Source organism: Streptomyces violaceusniger Tu 4113 (assembly GCF_000147815.2).
Classification (GTDB): domain Bacteria; phylum Actinomycetota; class Actinomycetes; order Streptomycetales; family Streptomycetaceae; genus Streptomyces; species Streptomyces violaceusniger_A.
Genome location: NC_015957.1, coordinates 7,344,024 through 7,359,453, shown reverse-complemented (window position 1 = coordinate 7,359,453; position 15,430 = coordinate 7,344,024). Strand labels below are relative to the sequence as shown.

14 protein-coding genes and 5 pseudogenes are annotated in these 15,430 nt (G+C 67.9%); 11 read left to right on the top strand and 8 right to left on the bottom strand.

The annotated features are described in order from the left end of the window. The first annotated feature begins 59 nt into the window (after window positions 1-59). Window positions 60-608 carry a helix-turn-helix domain-containing protein gene (locus tag STRVI_RS55675; protein ID WP_014059373.1) on the top strand — a complete coding sequence of 183 codons (549 nt, stop codon included), beginning with the start codon at window positions 60-62 and terminating at the stop codon, window positions 606-608. A 70-nt stretch (window positions 609-678) separates the two neighbouring features. Here the strand turns inward: STRVI_RS55675 and STRVI_RS30125 are convergent, their stop codons facing one another. Together STRVI_RS30125 and STRVI_RS30120 are read right to left on the bottom strand one after the other, a co-directional pair. Further along, window positions 679-1,404, bottom strand: a complete 726-nt coding sequence (locus tag STRVI_RS30125) for a uridine kinase (RefSeq protein WP_043236764.1) — start codon at window positions 1,402-1,404, stop codon at window positions 679-681. A gap of 304 nt (window positions 1,405-1,708) precedes the next feature. Further along, a complete protein-coding gene (locus tag STRVI_RS30120) occupies window positions 1,709-2,341 on the bottom strand; it encodes a TetR/AcrR family transcriptional regulator (RefSeq protein ID WP_014059371.1) in 633 nt (210 codons plus the stop codon). A gap of 143 nt (window positions 2,342-2,484) precedes the next feature. Between STRVI_RS30120 and STRVI_RS30115 the strand changes: the two genes are divergently transcribed. The 3 genes and pseudogenes from STRVI_RS30115 to STRVI_RS30100 all read left to right on the top strand — a co-directional run. Beyond that, the gene (locus STRVI_RS30115) at window positions 2,485-3,219 is read left to right on the top strand and encodes an SDR family NAD(P)-dependent oxidoreductase (RefSeq protein WP_014059370.1); all 735 of its coding nucleotides are present in this window, start codon (window positions 2,485-2,487) and stop codon (window positions 3,217-3,219) included. Window positions 3,220-3,797: 578 nt separating this feature from the next. Next, window positions 3,798-4,106: a transposase gene (locus tag STRVI_RS30105; protein WP_014043695.1), complete on the top strand. Its 309-nt coding sequence runs from the start codon at window positions 3,798-3,800 to the stop codon at window positions 4,104-4,106. A 116-nt stretch (window positions 4,107-4,222) separates the two neighbouring features. Then, window positions 4,223-5,026: pseudogene (locus STRVI_RS30100) on the top strand (IS3 family transposase); the annotation flags it as partial. A 28-nt stretch (window positions 5,027-5,054) separates the two neighbouring features. Here STRVI_RS30100 and STRVI_RS30095 read toward each other — a convergent pair. The 4 genes and pseudogenes from STRVI_RS30095 to STRVI_RS30085 form a co-directional block, all read right to left on the bottom strand. Continuing rightward, window positions 5,055-5,957: pseudogene (locus STRVI_RS30095) on the bottom strand (transposase); the annotation flags it as partial. A 416-nt stretch (window positions 5,958-6,373) separates the two neighbouring features. Further along, a pseudogene (locus tag STRVI_RS56140) lies at window positions 6,374-6,802 on the bottom strand (transposase); the annotation flags it as partial. 46 nt (window positions 6,803-6,848) lie between these two features. After that, a pseudogene (locus STRVI_RS48925) lies at window positions 6,849-7,418 on the bottom strand (transposase family protein); the annotation flags it as partial. A gap of 315 nt (window positions 7,419-7,733) precedes the next feature. Further along, complete coding sequence (locus STRVI_RS30085) at window positions 7,734-8,069, bottom strand: ArsR/SmtB family transcription factor (RefSeq protein ID WP_014059368.1); 336 nt, start codon at window positions 8,067-8,069, stop codon at window positions 7,734-7,736. Window positions 8,070-8,239: 170 nt separating this feature from the next. Here STRVI_RS30085 and STRVI_RS30080 point away from each other — a divergent pair, with 170 nt between their 5' ends. From STRVI_RS30080 to STRVI_RS56135, 3 genes are all read left to right on the top strand, one after another. Next, complete coding sequence (locus tag STRVI_RS30080) at window positions 8,240-9,382, top strand: FAD-dependent monooxygenase (protein WP_014059367.1); 1,143 nt, start codon at window positions 8,240-8,242, stop codon at window positions 9,380-9,382. Between the two features lie 72 nt (window positions 9,383-9,454). Further along, the gene (locus STRVI_RS53005) at window positions 9,455-9,592 is read left to right on the top strand and encodes a hypothetical protein (protein ID WP_167543237.1); all 138 of its coding nucleotides are present in this window, start codon (window positions 9,455-9,457) and stop codon (window positions 9,590-9,592) included. 244 nt (window positions 9,593-9,836) lie between these two features. After that, complete coding sequence (locus tag STRVI_RS56135; RefSeq protein WP_353477053.1) at window positions 9,837-9,962, top strand: IS3 family transposase; 126 nt, start codon at window positions 9,837-9,839, stop codon at window positions 9,960-9,962. Window positions 9,963-10,255: 293 nt separating this feature from the next. Here the strand turns inward: STRVI_RS56135 and STRVI_RS30075 are convergent, their stop codons facing one another. Further along, window positions 10,256-11,185 (bottom strand): helix-turn-helix transcriptional regulator, encoded by a 930-nt coding sequence (locus STRVI_RS30075; RefSeq protein WP_014059366.1) that lies wholly within the window; start codon window positions 11,183-11,185, stop codon window positions 10,256-10,258. A 174-nt stretch (window positions 11,186-11,359) separates the two neighbouring features. Between STRVI_RS30075 and STRVI_RS30070 the strand changes: the two genes are divergently transcribed. The 4 genes and pseudogenes from STRVI_RS30070 (at window position 11,360) to STRVI_RS30055 (ending at window position 14,231) form a co-directional block, all read left to right on the top strand. Then, a complete protein-coding gene (locus STRVI_RS30070; RefSeq protein ID WP_014059365.1) occupies window positions 11,360-12,052 on the top strand; it encodes an SDR family oxidoreductase in 693 nt (230 codons plus the stop codon). 47 nt (window positions 12,053-12,099) lie between these two features. Then, on the top strand, window positions 12,100-12,420 hold the full coding sequence (locus STRVI_RS30065) for a recombinase family protein (RefSeq protein WP_050993789.1): 321 nt from the start codon (window positions 12,100-12,102) through the stop codon (window positions 12,418-12,420). Between the two features lie 248 nt (window positions 12,421-12,668). After that, window positions 12,669-12,899: pseudogene (locus STRVI_RS30060) on the top strand (dienelactone hydrolase family protein); the annotation flags it as partial. A 465-nt stretch (window positions 12,900-13,364) separates the two neighbouring features. Further along, a complete protein-coding gene (locus tag STRVI_RS30055) occupies window positions 13,365-14,231 on the top strand; it encodes an SDR family oxidoreductase (protein ID WP_014059363.1) in 867 nt (288 codons plus the stop codon). 151 nt (window positions 14,232-14,382) lie between these two features. Here STRVI_RS30055 and STRVI_RS30050 read toward each other — a convergent pair whose 3' ends face one another. Continuing rightward, window positions 14,383-15,378 carry an SMP-30/gluconolactonase/LRE family protein gene (locus tag STRVI_RS30050; RefSeq protein WP_014059361.1) on the bottom strand — a complete coding sequence of 332 codons (996 nt, stop codon included), beginning with the start codon at window positions 15,376-15,378 and terminating at the stop codon, window positions 14,383-14,385. Window positions 15,379-15,430 lie beyond the last annotated feature (52 nt).

Below are 15,430 nucleotides of genomic sequence, written 5' to 3'. Positions count from 1 at the left end.
CCGCTGTTGATGTGGCTCCCTCGTGATCAGTGTCCGTACAGCGTTGAGGGGGTGTCAGGGTGGCCTTGCCGGAGGGGCCCGAGGGGTTCGAGGTCGAGTACGTCGATGCTGATGGTGTACGCCGTCGGGTCGGGCTGGCCGAGTGCTGGGCGGAGCCGTTCGGGCGGCTGCCGCCGGTTCGTACGGTGCGGGCCTATCCGGGGCAGAAGTCGGTGACGCGGCAGTACTGGGCCGCGACGACGCGGGGTCCGCTGCTGGTGGAGTCGCACCTGGAACGGCACCACGCGATGTTGCTGGACTTCGATCCGCAGGTGACGGGGCTGGCCGCCCAGCCGTTCCGGCTGTTCTGGCCCACTCGCCGGGTCGGCATGATGTCCGTCTTCGCCACCCTGCACCACGAGTTCGTACGCGCCGCCACGAACGACGGCCTGGCCGCCGCCCGCTCTCGCGGCAAGACCGGCGGACGGCCGCCACGACTCACCACCGAGCAGATCGAACAGGCACAACAGCTCTACGACTCCGGCACCCCAGTCCCAAAGATCGCCCGCACCTTCAAAGCCGCACCCGCCACCATCTACCGCTACATCACACCCAAAGCAGCAAACTGACGACCGCAAGACAGCCAACACGCCGCGTGACTTTCGCTGAATCGCCCACCAGCCCGACAGCATGCCAACGTCACGGTGTCACGACCTGCGGACGCGCGAACACCGAGTTGTCGATGACAACGTCCATCATCGGCAACGGGTCGACTTCCTGAAGATAGATACGCTCCGCAACCAGATACTTGTTGCGGTGGATCGACTCTGCTTCAGTTCCGGCCCAGTCCTGGTCGCGCTCGGCACCCCGCTGAACGGACAGTTCCGCATCCACCTGCAACCAGACGCGGAAGTCCCAGTACTCATTGATCTCGGGGCGGAAGGCGAAGACACCATCCACGATCAGCACCGCGTCCGCCCCAAGTGGCGTCACTTCAGATGAGTGATCTCGCTGGGTCAGCGGGTCGATGCTGCACAGCGCACAGGCTGTCGCTCCCGATGACCGGCAGGGATCCAGCAGCAGACGCTTGACCGCCTCATAGTCATACGCGTTGCGGTAGTACCCCTCACCAGACTCCCGGTCATAAAGGTGCCGGTCCCTCCACGGCTTCTTGAAGTCGTCGAGAGTCGCCCGGAGCACCGGCCGTCCCGCAGCACTGATCCACCCAGCCAGTTCATGTCCGAAGCTCGTCTTCCCGGCAGCGGTGAAGCCGTCGATCCCCACGAGCAGGCGGCCCTGACCGAGAGCCAGGATGCGCTTGGCGATCTCTTCAACCAGCATGCTGCGCTCGACGGAGGCCGCCGGAGGAGAGGGCTGCCGCCAGGACGAAGCCGAATGATGCACGTCCGCCTGTGGTGATCTCATGGAGGTGAACCTATCGGCTGGTTCAACAGCCAGGAAGATCACCTATCAGCACTCAGAGCGCCGACCCTCCACGGCCAATCCTTCCAGGCCAGCAGACAAGATTAAGTGAGACAGCCGTCGGCATCTGCTCGGCGCGGGCACGATGAGATGAGACACGGGCGTGGTCCCCTCTCACGTCAAAGTACATCCTCGCTGGTCAGAAGGCCCCGCGAAAGCAAGATCCAATGAGACGGGACAGCGGGAACGGCAGACGGACCAGGATGGGATGAGACGTCCTTCCGCTCCCTGAGGCGTCCGCACCGTGCTACGGCGCGCCAGCGAGCCTGCCCATCACGTCGTACATCTGCTGCGGGGTCAGGGGGGCGGCGGAAAGCGGCCCTTGCGCTGTTTCCGTACTCAGTCCGTCAAGCAAGAAGGCGACTTGGCGGCGCCAGGCGTCCGGCGCAGTGTCCGCGACTGCGCGAGCGAGCAGAGCGTTGGTGCCGAAGAAGAGCAGGAGGTCCTCGCCGGTGAAGTCCGGGCGGATAGCGCCGGCCAGCTGGGCTCGCTCGATGATCCGTGTGGCGGCGTCCTGTGCCCGGCCGCAGATGGCCATCAGGCACTCGGCAGCCGGATAGCGTCCGCTGACGACGTCGGCGACCGCGGGATCGGTGGCCTGCAGTTCGCAGACCTTCTCGATGTAGTACGCGAACCCCTCCCCGGCCTGCTCGAAGGACAGGGCGTGCTCGGCGGCTTCGCCGAGACGGTCCGCGGCCAGGCCGGCCACCACTTCGTCGATGAGCGCCTCGCGTGTGCCGAAGAGGTTGTAGAGAGTGCCGTGGCTGACGCCGGCCCGGCGGGCGATTTCTTTCAGGGGCACCTTGAGGCCGCGCTCCTGGAAGAGCTCGGCGGCGGCTGCCCGCAGTTTCTCCGCGTTCCGTTGCGCGTCGGCCCGCATCAGGTCGTTCCTCCCGGCTCTGGCATTGCGGCCTCCATGGTCGCATTCCCCACCAGACTAACTTGACCCCTGGGTCAAGTCGCATGTTACCGTCGACGAGTAAGTTGACTCAGGGGTCAAGAACGCTGGCAAGGAGTAGCCCTATGTCCAAAGTGATCGCCGTTTTCGGTGCCGGTACCGGTCTGGGGGTGTCCGTGGCCCGCCGCTTCGGGCGCGAAGGTTTCCGGGTCGCGCTGGTGGCCCGCCGCAAGGACCGGCTGGACGCCCTCGTCGAGGTGCTCGCCGGTGAAGGCATTGAGGCGGTCGCGTTCTCCGCCGATCTCGCCAAGCCCGCCGAGGTGCCCGCTCTCGTCGAGGCGATCCGTGACCGCTTCGGTCGGATCGACGTGGTCGAGTACGGGCCGATCAGCGGCGACCAGGGCTTCACCCCGGCCGCCGAGCTGGACGCGGCCACCCTGGAGGGCCTGACCCCGCTGCTGCTGTTCACCCCGGTCGAGGTGGTCCGGGCAGTGCTGCCTGAGTGGACCGAGCGCGGCGAGGGTGCTTTCCTGCTGGCTCAGGGCCTCTCGGCGGCGCAGCCGATGCCCCACCTCAGCGGCCTGGGCCCGGTGATGTCCGCCACCCGTAATTACCTGTACTCCCTCAACGCCGAACTGGCTGACACGGGGATCTACGTCGGCGCCCTGACCATCGCGTCACTGATCGCCCGCAGTGAGGTGTCCGCGGCGGCCCAGGCCGCCTTCGAGTCGGCCGACGGTCCGCAATTCCCGGTCGTCGACCCGGACGACCTTGCAGAGCACTACTGGAACATGTACACCAAGCGCGACCGCGTCGAGCAGTTCCACCCCGAATCGCTGACTCCGCAGGCCACGGCGTAGCGCCTGCGACGCTGAGCAGGACGCCCAGCGTCAAGCGCCCGCCCAGGGTGGTGGCGAGTGCCTCGTGCGGGGTTTGACAACCGACGCCTCAGTCGCGTAATTCGGCGAGCACGTCAAGGAGATCCTGGAGCGAGCGGCCGTAGCGGTCCGACGAGGGGCCACCCAGGGCGCCGCAGCTATTTTGGCCCCGTGGGTCAGATAGGAGACCGGGCCCGGAAGACCCGCCGCTCACGCATGTTGCCCGGGACGCTTCAGCGCCCCGGGCAACATCGTCTTCACCCCCTCTCACCACGCCCGGCGCCCGGGTATCACGCAGGCAATGCGGCTGCCTCCTCCTGCGGGGCGCGCGGGCCAGGCACTGCCTCACGGATGGACAGGTCCAGATCGAGGCGGCTGTTCATGTCCAGCTCGAACCGGCCGTACGGATTCACGTGGGTCCAGAACAGCGGTGACAGCGCCCTGCGGTCCGCTTCGGTGAGCTTGTCCGCCCACCTCTCATCGGCCAGGACTGAGGTTCCCCCGAGATGCGGGGAGGGGTGACAGAGGGTCAGATGGGTCTCACGAGAGGAGCCCAGACGATGCCTGCCCCGAGGAAATACCCGCTGGAGTTGCGTGACCGCGCGGTCCGCATGTATCGCGCCGCCGAGCCGAAGCCCGTCATCCGCCGTATGGCAGAGGAACTCGGGGTGCATCACGAGGCTCTGCGCAACTGGATCCGTCAGGCCGAGGCTGATGCCGGTGAGCGAGGCGACATTCTCACCACCGCCGAGCGTGAGGAGCTGGCTGCTCTGCGGAAGGAGAATGCCCAGCTCAAGCGGGCGAACGAGGTCCTGCGGACGGCCTCAGCTTTTTTCGCGGCCCAGCTCGACCCGACCCGGCCCAGGTGACCGCGCTCGTCGATGCGCACCCGCACCTGGGGGTCGAGCCCGTACTCCGGGAACTTTCCATCCCCTCCTCCACCTACTACCGCTGGCGCCAGTAGGCCGAGAAGGAGCCATGCAAGCGACGCCGCCAGGACGCCGAGCTCACCGGGAAGATCCGGCAGGTCCACGCCGACTCCGGCGGGATCTACGGCTCACCCCGCGTGCACGCCGTCCTCCGGCGTGAAGGCATCCACGTCGGCCGCAAACGCATTGAACGGCTCATGCGCCAAGCCGGCCTGGCCGGGATCAGTCCCCGGCGGGGCAAGGGCTTCACCCGACGTGACCCGGACGCGGAACCGGCCCCTGACCTGGTGCAACGCGACTTCACCGCGAACGTGCCGAACCGGCTGTGGGTCACGGACCTGACCATGATCGCGACGGAGGAGGGCCCGCTGTGGCTGTCCGCGATCCGCGACGCGTTCTCCCGCCGGGTGGTGGCCTGGGAAACCTCCGCCCGCGCAGACGCCGATCTGGTCCTGACCACGCTGGAGTATGCCCTGGCCAGCCGCGAAGTCGCCCCCGGTGAGCTCATTCACCATGCCGACCACGGCTGTCAGTACACGTCCGTGAAGCTCACGACACGCCTGGTCAGGGCCGGTATCCAGGCGTCCATGGGCTCGGTCGGCGACTCGTTCGACAATGCCCTGGCGGAGAACCTGTGGATGGTCATCAAGACCGAGTGCATCCGCGGCCGCGTCTTCCCCACCAGAGCCGAAGCGAACCTCACGCTCTTCGAGTACATCGACGGCTTCTATAACCCCCGCCGCATCCAGAAACGGCTCGGCTACCTCAGCCCGATCGAGTACGAGGAGAAGCATTACGCCAGCCAGGCAACGGCCGAACAAGTGAACCTGAAACCACGTCAACCCTCCCTGACCAGCTAGTCAGCCACCCCCGTACAGCGGGGGAACCTCAGACCTCCTGCATGAGCAGCGTGTTGACGTGCACCAGCGCGGACTGGAGCAGGTGCAGTGCGAGCATGCCGACCTCCTGGGACTCCTTGTCCGCATCGGCCAGGTCGCCGCACTTACCGTAGAAGAGGTCCTTGTTCGCTGAGTTCCAGTTCTCCACCACCTGCAACCCCTCGTGGATCTCCCGGCGCATCTCGACGTCGGCGAGGTAGTCGCAGACAAACGAGGTACGCACTGCCCGCCCGAGTTCCTCGATCGCACGGTACGTCGGATGCTTAGGGCCTCCGCGGGTGAACCGGCGCAGGACCTGCTCGGCCTCGGCGGTGCCAAGGCGCAGGGCGGTGGTGTACTTCACGATCTGGTCGTACTGCTGGGCGATCAGATCCCAGTCGATCGTCTTGGTGGAGAGCACCGGGCCCAGGTTCGGCCAGTTGCCGTCCTCCCCGGCCGCCGGCCGGTACAGCTTCGCCGAGCCGATGTTCTTCAGCCTCGGCATCAGCTTGAAGTCGAGCATGTACGCGAAGGCGAACCCGACGATGGAGGCGCCGTGCGTGTCGGTGTACTGCCGGTCCACCTCCATGTCGGTGCAGTGCCGCAGCACGCCCTCGATCATCGAGGCGACCTCGGAGGCCGAACAGCTCTTGAGCTGGGAGTAGATGCAGACCGATTTCCGCTCCACGTGCCAGTAGATCATCACGCCCGGGCCCCGGTAGCGCTGGTGCCACTCGGTCATCAGGTTGCTGGACCAGGCGCCGAACTTGCGGCTGTCGGAGGCGCCCGCGATGCCGGTGCCCCACCACATCTCATCCCGGACGGCGAAGGTGGCGTTCACCAGCTTCCGCAAGGCCGTGCGCATGTTGGCGCGATTGACGAACAGATGCCGCACCCGGCGCAGCGTCGCCTCGCTCTCGCCGTGCTTGCCCGCGCTCGATCACGGTCTTTTCGACACCGAGCAGCCGCGCCCATACCCTTGTAGATGGCCCTGGTGTCCTAGGCCGTGTTTCGAAAATGCTGGTCACAACCATTCGTTGATGGCTGCGACCAGCACGGTCGCCTCGTAGCGGACGGCGAGTTTGTCGTATCTCGTGGCGACGGCGCGGTGTCGCTTGAGGCGATTGATTCCGCACTCCACGGCGTGGCGCTCCTTGTAGTCGGCCTTGTCGAACTTCGGGGGCCGGCCACCATGGGAACCGCGCTTCCGGCGGTTGGCGATCTGGTCACGCTTCTCCGGGATCGTGCAGCGGATACCTCGCTTGCGCAGGTCGTGATCACCAGCGACATCGGCTTCTGGGCCTGCTCAACCGCCAGGTGGAGCTTGGTGGTCAGCCCGCCCCGGGAGCGTCCGAGCCCGTGGTCGTCGGGCTCGGTGAAGACACCACCTGGCGGCTCGATCTGCAGATCCCCTTTTTGCGGGCGCACGCCGCATGCTGGTGGGCGCGGGCGATGGTCGAGTCCACCGAGATGTCCCAGGTGATCAGTCCCTCGGCGTCTGGCCCGGGCCTGCAGTTGCTCGAAGATGCGGTGCCAGGTGCCGTCCCGCTGCCAACGCCGGAACAGTCCGTACACCGTTTCCCATGGGCCGTACCGCTCGGGCACGTCCCGCCAGGGAGCACCGGCGCGGGTGCGCCAGCGTATGCCGTCTATCAGCTGCCGCTTGGTGTGCACCGGCGGCCGTCCGGACTTCTTTCCGGCCGGGAGCAGGGGCTCCAGCTTCGCCCACTGCGCATTCGTCAGATCGTGCCTCCCCATGAAGTGGATCTTGACACATCAAGATCCACTTCTGAAACACGTGCCAGTAGGGAACTCGCACGGTGCCGGCGGCGCCCCGGTAGCCCTTGTCGGCCCAGCATTCCACCCCGGCCCCCGCCAGGGCACCGATGATGCCGTGGGTTCGCGCGGCCTTGATGTCGTGGACAGATCCCGGCAGCGCGGGTGAGGCCCACAGCAACCGTCCCGCCGGGTCGGCGATCACCTCCACGTTCATGCCGTGCTTCTTATGTTTCCCGGAGTAGAAGGGTCGGTCGGCGGCGATCCGGTCGATCGGCAGCAACGTGCCGTCCAGGATCACGAACGCCTTGCCGGAGGCTGTCCTCACCGCCTCGGCGAGGGTTGGAGCCAGAGCGGCCAGGATGTCGACGGCCTCGGCGATGTACCGGTAGGCGGTGGTGGTGCCCACATCGAATCCGGCGGCGAGCTGGGCGTAGGTATGGCCGCATCGTAGATGAGCCAGCACGAGCAGCGCCTGCCGTCCGGCGGCCAGCCGGCGCCATCGTGTCCCTTGCGCAAGACGACGTGCGGTCAACTCACGGGCGAGGAAGCGCAGAGCGGAGGTGGACAGATCGACCCCGGCTGGGTAGACAAGCATGTGGAAAGCTCCTGGCAGGACGGCTCGGACTCGACACGCACCCGTCTAACAGGAGCTTCTCCACGCCCGGACCCCGCCCTCACCCCCAGTGGCCTTGCTCCGCACGCAGGTTGAGGAAACCTCAGTGGGTGTTGGCGTGAGGGAGCGTGCGGAAGAGCTCGGCGCCGATCACGAGCGCGGGACGGTGGTCGAAGCGACACCGATCCATTCGTATCCGCGTCGTGCTCGGCTACCTGCGAGCCGGGCGCGAGCTGGATCCGGTCGAGCTCGCGGCTCAGGGCCGACTCGGACTCCTTCCAGTGTGCTCAGCTGTGTTCAGCGAGGAGCAGTACCGCCCGGGGACTCTGCGCCCAGGAGCGTGAGCAGCCCGGGGAATCTCTTCTCGATGTCCGCGCGTCGTAGTCGGATGCCCTTGCGGTTGCCGTAGTCGATCTCGTCAATGAGACCTGCCTCGCGCAGGACCCGGAAGTGGTGGGTCTGCGTCTGCTTCGAGATCGGAAGATTGAACGAGTTGCAGCCCCGCTCGCTGTCGCTGCGGTCGGCGGCCAACTCCGTCATCACCGAACGACGGTGCTCGTCGGCGAGGGCGCGAAATACCGCACCCAGATCGAGCGCATCGGCCTCTGGGCCGACCAGGTTCATCCCGGCCACGCGGCACTCCCTTCAGGTACGACTTGCATCGTACCTCAAGGATGTGCTCCACTGAGGTACGAAATTGATCGTACCTTGACCCGGTTGCGCTGCCCGGTGCCGCCGCCCCCTGAGACCCGGCCCGGCACTCGCCGGGGACCTGGTCATCGACACTCCGCGAGGTCATCGTCATGAAGAAGCCCGAGGTGCTGATAGTCGGTGCCGGAATCGCAGGGCCCGCACTCGCATACTGGCTCTCCCAGAATGGATACCGGCCGACGGTCGTCGAACATGCCCGGCAGCTGCGCTCCGGTGGTAGCGCGATCGTCGTGAAGGGGCCCGCGATCCCGGTCGCCGACCGCATGGGCATCCTTCCGCAGCTCCGCGGGCTCGCCACCCGCAATCGGTCACTGACCCTGCTCGACCCCGGCGGCAGGCGGATCCTGCAACTCCCGCTCACCTCGGACAAGGCTCCGACGGTCGAGGTGACCCGAGCCGACCTGTCCGAGGTGCTCCACCGGTCGGCGCAGACCGAGGCCGAGTTCTTGTTCGACGACACGGTCACCGCTCTCGACCAGGATGAAGGCGGGGTGGACGTCACCTTCCGGCGGTCCGCGCCACGGCGCTTCGACTTGATAGTCGGTGCCGACGGGATGCACTCCACCGTACGGCGCCTGGTATTCGGACCCGAGCGGCAGTTCGCGAGCGACCTGGGCCTGTACGGCGCGACCGTCCCGTTGGAACCCGACGCCATCGAGGACCCGACCGAGATGACGATGCTGACCGCGCCGAACCGGATGCTGGTCCTCCACCCCTCGCGGACCACTCCGCTCGCGATCTTCACCTTCCGGGCCGCACAGCTAGCGCCCCACGACCGCAAGAACATCGCCCTTCACAAGCAGACCGTGGCCGACACCTACGCCGACGTGCGGTGGCGGGCACCGGAACTCGTGGCGGCGTTCCTCGACCACCCGGCTCCGTTCTTCGACCCCCTGACCACCATCCGGATGCCCTCGTGGTCCCGCGGACGGGTCGTACTGCTCGGGGACGCGGCGGCGGCGACAGCCCTGCTGGGCGACGGGTCCAGCATGGCGATGGCGGGCGCGTACGCCCTCGCAGAGGAGCTCGCCGCCCATCCCGGTGATCACGCCCGCGCCTTCGCCGCCTACGAGTCGCGGCTCCGCCGTGAGGTAGGCCCGCGGCAGCGACGCGTCGGTCTGCTCTCCAGGCTCATGGTGCCCCGCACCCGGCCGGGCCTCGCGGTGCGCAACGCCGTGGGCCGCGCGGTCGGTCGCACGAACCGGATCGCCTCTCGCGAAACCGCGAACCGGTAGACCGGGCCCGCACCGACCGGTCACCGGTCGGTGCGCAGCTCCGCGGTAGCTCTCAGCCGTGTCGGCGCCGCCATGTCCGACGAGCCCGGCTCGGCGTGGCAGGTCATCGCCGACGCGGCAGGTCGGCTGCTGGCGGCCTCACCCACCATTCCGGGCGCTCGCCACAACATGGGTGCTGCCGGTGACTACGCCCCCGCGACGCGGAGGTGAAGTGCTGGGCGGACAAGGCATCTCAAGGCGCCGGCGGCACCACCCGGGCGCCCGTCCGCGGCCGGCGTCTGGGGCTGCGGCAACGTCGGCACAACAGCACGCACGCCGGAATCCGTTGCCTCGGCGAGCAAGCCATGGACGCCCTGAAGGGCTGGCGCCTCCCGCGGAAACTCCGCTGTAGCACCAACCGAGTCACCGCCATCGTGAAGACCATCCCCGCCCTTCGTCACGCCTCAACCTGAGGTTGGAAAAAGCTCAGTGGCTGACGTACTACAACGCCCGCAGGCGCCACAACAGCCTCGGCTACCTCTCACCCATCGAGTTCGAACAGCAGCATCGGGCAGAGCATAGAATCACCCTCGCAGCATGAACCCCCGTGTCCACACTCCGGGGGACGCCTCAGAAGGGTTAGCACCCCTCACCCGCCACCGTCATGCGGATGCTCCGCGAACACGACGAGCAGGGCCGCCATGACGTCGAGCACGTGATCACCCCGCTACTTTGCGGCTGGTGTCTGGGCTAGGACTTCGAGGCCGTCAAGTCGAAGCCGAGCTCCCATACCGCTACGCAGCACGAGTCCTTACCGAACCCGGAACGGTTTATCAAGGGCACTTTTCGTGTTTCTGGTCAACCCCTGGATAGCTGCCTCATGAACGCGTGAGGTCAGTGGGGCGGGTGGATTGCTTCCGTGGGTGAGGTCTGCGGTGCTGTCCAACTGGCGAGGAGTTTGAGGCGGTCCTCCGAGGGGGCGCCGGGCTCGGCCGTGTAGATGATCAGGTCGTGGACGGCCCGTTGAGGCAGGGGCAGGTTCAGGGAGCGGAAGGTCATCTCCAGACGGCCGACTTCGGGATGGTTCAGCCGCTTGACGCCTTCGTGACGGATTCGGACGTCGTGACTGGCCCACATGGTGCGGAAGTCGGGGCTGAGCGTGGACAGTTCACCGACGAGCTCGCGCAGGGCCCGGTCGTGAGGTTCACGTCCGGCTTCGGCGCGGAGCACTGCGACCGTGGCCCTCGCGCCTTCCTCCCAGTCGACGAAGAAGTCGGAGGAGCCGGGGTCGAGGAAGAAGTAACGGGGGAAATTGGCGCAGCCCCGGTCGCCGGTGGTGTCGCTGTCGAACATCGGTGAGTACAGGGCCCTGCACAGCGCGTTGCTCGCGATGATGTCCAAACGGCCGCTGCGTACGAAGGCGGGAGCCATGGTCATGGAGTCCACCATCCACTGGACGGGGGGCGGGATCTTGACGTCCTTGCGGCGGTGCGACCTGCGGCGGGCCGGGCGAGCCGCTCTGGCCAGATCGAGCAGGTAGGTGCGCTCGTCCTCATTGAGGAGCAATGCCTGCGCGACCGCTTCCAGCACGTCCTCGGAGACGCCGCTGATGTGGCCCTTCTCCAGCCGTGTATACCACTCGGTGCTCACGCCGGCGAGGGCCGCGACCTCCTCGCGCCGTAGTCCCGGAACCCGGCGGCGTCGGCTGGTGGGCAGTCCGACCCGCTCCGGGGCGAGCTTGGCGCGTCGGCTGATGAGGAAGTCGCGGATGTCCGAACGGTTGTCGGTGGGATCACCGGTGTGGTTTTCGGACGGAGGTTCCATTCGCCCAGGGTACCCATGGTCCGGCCGATAGAGAGGTTGTGCTTATACCCCCCATAAACGCGACCTTCCCCGCCTCTGACGGCGCCGGTTTCATGGGGTCGGCGGACTTGAACGGCACTCCTTCATCGCGGGCCGCCGTCCGCCGTCCCCCATCCACACCTCAGGAGCATGACCATGGCCAGCAAGACCGTACTGATCACCGGCGCGACCAGCGGTATCGGCGCCCACACCGCGCGGTTGCTCCTCGACCGCGGCCACCGTGTGGCGGTCACCGGCCGCAACGAGAGCAAACTGAAGACTTTCCTCGACGAGGCCGGCCACCCCGACCGGCTGCTGGGCCTGGTCGCGGACGCGGCGGACTGGCAGGCCACCGAGTCGGTCGTGACCCGCACCGTGGAGCATTTCGGTGCCCTTGACGCGGCGGTGGCCAACGCCGGATTCATGTCCGGTGACTCCATCGGGGCCGGCGACCCGACACTGTGGTCGCCCATGATCCTCACCAACGTCCTCGGCCCCGCCCTGCTGGCCCACGCCACCCTGCCCCACCTCGAGGCCACTGGGGGACGGCTGGTGCTCATCGGCAGCGTCGCCGGGCTGAAGAACTCTCCCGCCAATCTCTACTCGGCCACCAAGTGGGCTACCACCGGACTCGCCGAGAACCTGCGCCTGCACGCCACGACCCGCGGCATCGGTGTCACTCTTGTCAACCCCGGCATGATCGACACACCCTTCTGGCAAGGCGCCAGCGTTCCCCCCTTCGCCCTGCCTCCCCAGCCCATCGCCGAGGCCATCTGCTTCGCCCTCGACCAACCGGCAGGCGTCGACCTCAACACCCTGACCATCCGGCCCATGGGCCAGCCCGTCTGACCACGCTCGGTTGTCACACCACGCCGCTCACTCACTCGGAGCTTTCCTTGCGCAAGATGTCCTCCCAGTGCGGCATGGGCGCCATGTTCTTCGCCGTCCTCGCCGTCGGCGCCCAGCTCGACCGCAACTACATCCGGGAGAAGACCCTGGAGGGCCAGCAGACCGCCGCCGCCAAGGGCAACCACGGCGGGCGCCCCAAGGTCATCGACGACGACATGCTCACCTTCGCCGTCGCACTCAAGGACAAGGGCGTCCCAGTCCCCGACATCGCGAATAAGCTCACCATCAAGGTCAGCAAGAACGCGGGCAAGTCGCCCTCGTCGCCTCGCTCTACCGAGCACTCGCCGAAGCCGAGGCCACCGCGGTAGACGACGGTCTGCCCCTGCGGCCCAAGCCCGTCCGCATCCGCCGGCCCGGAGAGCCGCTCACCGCCGAGGAGATCGAGCTGCGCGAACGGCTCCAGGCTCAGCCCCATCCGAACGCCTGACAGGGATGTCCGATCCGCGCTGATCTCCGATTATGGAGCGCTACCCACCACCTGGCCGTAGGAATACGAGCGAACTCATGGACCGTGATCGTTCTCAGCGCCAACCGTTGCACCGATGTTCCTACCGAGATCACCGCCCAGGTCCACCTCGGCCACGCCGAAGGCGACCTGACGCCCGAGGCCCTCGGTGAGCTCAACCGGGCCCTGGACGCCGCGGGGGTCGGCTACACCTCCGAGATCTACCCCGGCACCATCCACGGCTTCACCATGTCCGACACCGACGCCTTCAACCCCGCCGCGCTGCAGCGCCACTGGGACCGCCTGCTGCCCCTCCTCGACCGCACCCTGGCCAACCGCTGAGGCTCCGGCTCGGAAACCAAACCTGAAGTACACGGCTTCGGAGTCCAAGGGGTTCAGAAGTCGGTGTGAGGGCGGGCTGAGCCCGCCCTCACCTCCCCGCTGCACCTGCCGAGGGAAGGACCCCAGGGTGCGGGGGGCCATTGGGCCTTGGCCCACTCCTGGGCCGCATAGCCGCTTTGGCAGACTGCCGCGTCGTGCGCCGACATAGTCGACAGGGCGGCATCGCCGCACTCGTCCGCGACGTTCGAGACGCCGTTGTTGCGCACGACGGTCGTCTCCGCCTCCTCGTGCTTGATCTCCGGCGTTTCCCTGGGCGCATGGCCTGGGTCACACTCCCGGCCATGGTCACGCCGTTGAGCATCTGTCTAACGGCCTGGTTCCGTGGTTACCGAAAAGTGCGTCCTTCCTAAACCGCCGCGGTCGGCGTTGGCTGGAGCACAGAGAAACACGAAAGGGGATCCCTCCATGTCCATCATCGTCACCGGCGCCTCCGGCCAGTTCGGAAGGCTCGCCGTGGAAGCGCTGCTGCGCCGGGGCGTGGCCGCCGCCGACATCGTCGCCACCGCTCGCACCGTCGACCGGGTCAAGGATCTCGCCGACCGGGGCGTCGTCGTCCGCCATGCCGACCTCGCCGACCCGGCGAGCCTTCGGGACGCGTTCGCCGGGGCGGAGAAGCTGCTGCTGGTGTCCACGACGGTGCCCAGCGAGCGGCGCGCCAATCACCGGCGGGCCATCGACGCCGCGCTCGACGCCGGGGTGTCGCTCATCGCCTACACGAGCCAGTTGCGCGCCGACTCCGCGACGACCGTTCTCGGCACGGGCCATCGGCAGACCGAGGAAGACCTGCGTGACAGCAACGCGCCGGCCGCGATCCTCCGCAACGGCTGGTACCTGGAGAACTTCACCGACCAGCTGCCGGTCTACCTGGAGCACCACGCGATCGTCGGGGCGGGCGGCGAAGGGCGGGCGAGCGCCGCCGCCCGCGCCGACTACGCGGACGCCGCCGCGGCGGTGCTGACCACGGAGGGCCACGCGGGCGCCGTGTACGAGCTGGGCGGGGACGCGGCCTTCACGCTCTCGGAACTGGCCGCGGCGGTGTCGTCGGCCACCGGCGAGCAGGTCTCCTACCAGGATGTGTCCGTCGCCCAGTTGGCCGACATCTACCGCGGGGCGGGCGTGCCCGGCGAGATCGCGGAGGCCATCGCCGACGCGGACCGCGGGCTTTCCCAGGGAGAGCTGTACAGCGACAGCGACGACCTGCGGCGCCTGATCGGCCGCCCCGCCACGAGCCTGTCGGATGCGATCGCGGCCGCGCTGAAGCAAGCGAGCTGAGTCCCGGAGGGGTGCTTCGCCCCGGAGGGGTACGGAGGAAGCGAGGAGGGCCCGGCTCGGTGCCGGGCCCCTTCGTCGTACGCGCGCTGGGCGGCGAGCGGGTGGCCGCCGCGGCCGCGGTCCCCCGGACGCCGTCGTCCGGGGGCGGGGGTCAGCGCAGGGGCAGGCTTTCGAGGGTGAACACCGGGCTGGTGAGCGGGTCGCCGTAGAGGTAGGTGTCCATCTGGGAGTTGGTCACCAGCAGCCGGCCGCGGCTGACGGCGACGCCGGTGGTGGTGTCGGCCCCCGGGTAGGTGCGTTCGGAGACGGCGGTGGCCCGGGTCTCGTCGCCGGACAGCCGCAGGACGGTGACCTCGTTGTTCACCGAACGGGCGACGTACAGCGTGTTCCCCAGCCGTGTGATGCCGTCGGCGCTGGGCAGGGCCGGTGCGTCGATCCTGCGGATCTCGCCGGTGGCGAGGGTGAGCCGGTAGAGCGCGCCGCTGTACCAGTAGCCGATGATCAGAGACGTGCCGTCCGGGGAGGCGACGATGCCGTTGCCGTTGGACTGGCCGGCCACGTAGTCCGGCAGGTGGTAGGCCACCTGGAGGGTCCGCCGGGCGCCGGTGGCGGGGGCGTGCACCTGGGCGGCCGGGATCCGGTAGACCACGGCGCGGAAGGAGTCGGTGATGTAGACGTCACCGTTGGCGGCGACGGCCGCGTCGTTGAGGAGGGTCTGCTCGCCCGTGTCGGGCACCCTGTAGGCGGAGACGAGCTTCCCGGCGTCGGTGTAGACGAAGAAGCGTCCGGTGAAGGCGCCGGCGACCAGCAGGCGGTCGCCGGTGGTCTTGACCCCGGTGGCCTGGGTGCGGCCGTCCTGACCGCCCGGCAGGAAGGGTTCGAGCTTCTTGGCCCCGGGGTGTCCGCGGTAGACGGTGCCGTCGCCGATGCTGGTGGCGTAGACGTAGTGGCCGTCGGCCGCGACGCTTTCGGGGAAGGCGCGGCTGCCGTCGAGCGTGATCGCGCGGTCGCCGACCCCGGCGTTCCCGCCGTCATGGGCCGATGCGGCGGTGGCGGGAAGCGTGATGGCGGCCAGGACGGTTGACGTCGCTGTGAGGGTGAGGAGCGCGCGCCGCCAGGTGGCGTGCGCAGTGGTGCGGGCGGACATCGTGGATGACCTTTCCGAGTATCTGCAGGGACGTCGGTAACCCTAAGAAAGC